Origin of the sequence: Rubripirellula obstinata, from assembly GCF_001642955.1 — a bacterium.
Classification (GTDB): Bacteria; Planctomycetota; Planctomycetia; order Pirellulales; family Pirellulaceae; genus Rubripirellula; species Rubripirellula obstinata.
In genome coordinates this window covers 1-2,818 of sequence record NZ_LWSK01000237.1, presented here as the reverse complement: position 1 = coordinate 2,818, position 2,818 = coordinate 1, and the positions used below count along the sequence as shown (strand labels likewise).

Sequence of the window (2,818 nt, the reverse complement as noted above, 5' to 3'; positions counted from 1 at the left end):
CTGCTCAGTCGGATAACGGTATGCATCACCGAGGTGGCGGGATTTGACATGCAAGCAGAGAGAAAAGTGTGCGGCCGCCACTCCGGTGCATGCAATGGTTATCCGCAATACACCATCGCGATACGATCCGTCAGCGCGGACTTCGTCCCCGTGGGTGACAATCACCGTGTGTAGATCGTAGCAAAGAGCGGTAGGTCAAGCAAGTTTGGTCGGGCAGGAATATATCGAGTGCTAGAAGACAGGCGTTGGTTTGTGCCACGCAGTGCATCCGGCACGTCGGCATTGATTGAGCATTGGAATTCAGGCGTTGGTTGATGCCCCGCAGGGCAGTCGGCACTTCGATGTTGGTCGAGCTTTTGGGGGCAAAGCGGTTTTGGTCGTGCGTTGGCAATGCCCCGCAGGGCGCGAGGAAGGCAGTAAATGTCCGCTGCTCAGTCGGATAACGGTAGCGATCACCGGGCCGGGAGTGTTTACTTGCAAGCAGACAAACCCGCTCGCAAGCCCGGCTCCGGTGCATCGCATGGTTATCCGTTTTGCATTTTTCGGAACGATCGTTAGAAAACAGGTATCTTCATATCACATCACCGACTAGGCGGCCAGTCCGCAAGTAGACAGTCAGCGAGGATATCGTCAGCCCGTCGTGTTGGTGTAAAGGTGTCATCCGTGACGCGAGTTCCAAGCTTGCACGCAAAGCCAGGGAGCCAAACGTAGTAGTGTCTCTTAACCTGAACACTCTGCCTGCCGGTTGCCTTCATTTGCCAATACTCGAGTAGCAGCGGAGCTACGTATGCCGGATTGCCCGGGCTTCCGAACTCGCTCTCGATCGCACTGGACACCGCAGGAACTCCATAGCTCCTGGTCGGTGGTCCGAGTGCGAAGTACGCACCGGCAACGAATGTCAACCCAAGCAGGGAACGCAGTGAAAATCGCAGGATTCGTTTTTTGCGCTTGGTCATGTTTGCGGTCACTTCAGTCGGATAACGGTAGACATCACCGGGTGGCGGCGAACGATTTGCAAGCAAACGAAAAAGCTAACCACCGCCACTCCGGTGCATGTCATGGTTATCCGCCGTCTGGTCGGTCGAGCATGTCGATCCAACAGCCTGGCAACGATTCACGTAGTCGGACAAGCCCATTGCGCGTAATTCGAGTTTCCTTGACGTGAATTTGCATGAGAGAACGCATCGAGCACAGCGTGTCAACCGAGTCATCAGAAACGAATGAGCCGCGAATAGACAAGTGGGTCAGTGAACAGCCACCCGCGAGTGAAATCCCGGCATCATCAATTGGGCAGTAAGGTACGCCAATCCGCTTGATGTGCGAGTTTGGTCGCAAAGCGTCAAAAAACGAACCGGTTAGCCTTTCGTTTCCCTGGTAAAGTACATCAACGAGGGAGGGATGCGAGATTATGCGTGCCATGCCGCAATCCGATATTCCCGAAGCAGATGCGGGGTAATTGGCCGACGAGTAGAATTGCAGGTTTGGTAACGCAAGAACTAGGTCGGTGTGACCATCGGTGAGTTTGTCGCGGATGTAGAGCTTGACAATGCTACCAACGTCGTCGATCGCGAAGCGTCCAGTGAGTTCGCCTAGCTTTTGGGCAGCGTCAAACTCATGCTCCAAAGGTGTGAAGTCACGTAGCTTGAGGCGGTCACGAGCAATCGTCATGGGGCAGCGGGTTGTTAAGTCGGATAACGGTATGCATCACCGAGGTGGCGGGGTTTGACGTGCAAGCAGAGAGAAAAGCGTGCGGCCGCCACTCCGGTGCATGCAATGGTTATCCGCAACATACCGTTGCGATGCGGTCCGTCGGCGCGGACTTCGTCCCCGTGGGTGACGATCACCGTGTGTAGATCGTAGCAAAGAGCGGACGTTCAAGCAAGTTTCGGCGAGCGGCAGTGAATCGAGTATCCAAAGATAGGCGTTGGTTGTGTCACGCAGTGCATCCGGCACGTCGGCACTAATTGAGCATTGGAATTCAGGCGTTGGTTGATGCCCCGCAGGGCAGTCGGCAGTTCGGTGTTGGTCGAGCGTTGGGGGCAAAGCGGCTTTGGTCGAGCATGTGTTGTGCCCCGCAGGGCGCGAGGAAGGCAGCAAAAGTCCGTGGCTCAGTCGGATAACGTCTAGGATCACCGGGTGGGGACGGAAAAGGTAACCATCAGGAAGCAGCCGCAAGCCCCGCTCCGGTGCATCCTTTGGTTATCCGTCGGCATGAGATACGATAAAAACCAGCTTCATGCACGAGGCACAGTAGTGAGTACAGGCAGTGGGAAAACATCGGTGTGAAACGAGCATGACCTGCGCGAGCAGAAAACATCGGCGGGACGCCGCCACGTTGGATCGAGCATAACCTGCGAAGCAGAAAACATCGACGGGACGTCGCCACATGAACAAGTCTTGAATCGCGGTAAAGGTCTTCGGAATCGGGGATCGAATCATAGCGAGGATTTGATCGTGTATCGCCGGCGTCCCGCCCCGTCGGTGACCCGCGACGCGAGCAACCGTTGGAATCGACCAGTTCGGTCCACAGTAACGATCGGGAAGTCCAAACGCAAGCAAATGAAGCGGGGCGAAGCGTAGGAGTAAGTGAGCGATCAACAAATCAAGGCATTGGCTGTGCCCCGCAGAGTCCGCCGCCACGACCGAGCACTCAGTCGGATAACGGTAAGCATCACCGAGGTGGCGGGATTTGACGTGCAAGCAGAGAGAAAAGCGTGCGGCCGCCACTCCGGTGCATGCAATGGTTATCCGCAATACACCATCGCGATACGGTCCGTCGGCGCGGACTTCGTCCCTGTGGGTGACAATCACCGTGATG

The 2,818-nt window shown here is 56.0% G+C and carries 3 protein-coding genes; all 3 read right to left on the bottom strand.

The features are described from left to right. Nucleotides 1-1,062: 1,062 nt before the first annotated feature. A complete protein-coding gene (locus RC85_RS25310; protein ID WP_068267659.1) occupies nt 1,063-1,668 on the bottom strand; it encodes a hypothetical protein in 606 nt (201 codons plus the stop codon). 14 nt (nt 1,669-1,682) lie between these two features. Next, nucleotides 1,683-1,844, bottom strand: coding sequence for a hypothetical protein (locus RC85_RS27265; RefSeq protein ID WP_157594070.1), 162 nt, complete (start codon nt 1,842-1,844; stop codon nt 1,683-1,685). A gap of 355 nt (nt 1,845-2,199) precedes the next feature. After that, nucleotides 2,200-2,818, bottom strand: a 619-nt coding sequence (locus RC85_RS27965) for a hypothetical protein (RefSeq protein WP_162273288.1), incomplete at its 5' end; no start/stop codon positions are given.

Excerpts from the sequence above, each read along its gene's own strand:
- RC85_RS25310 (WP_068267659.1), bottom strand. The coding sequence starts at position 1,668 with ATGACGATTGCTCGTGACCGCCTCAAGCTACGTGACTTCACACCTTTG.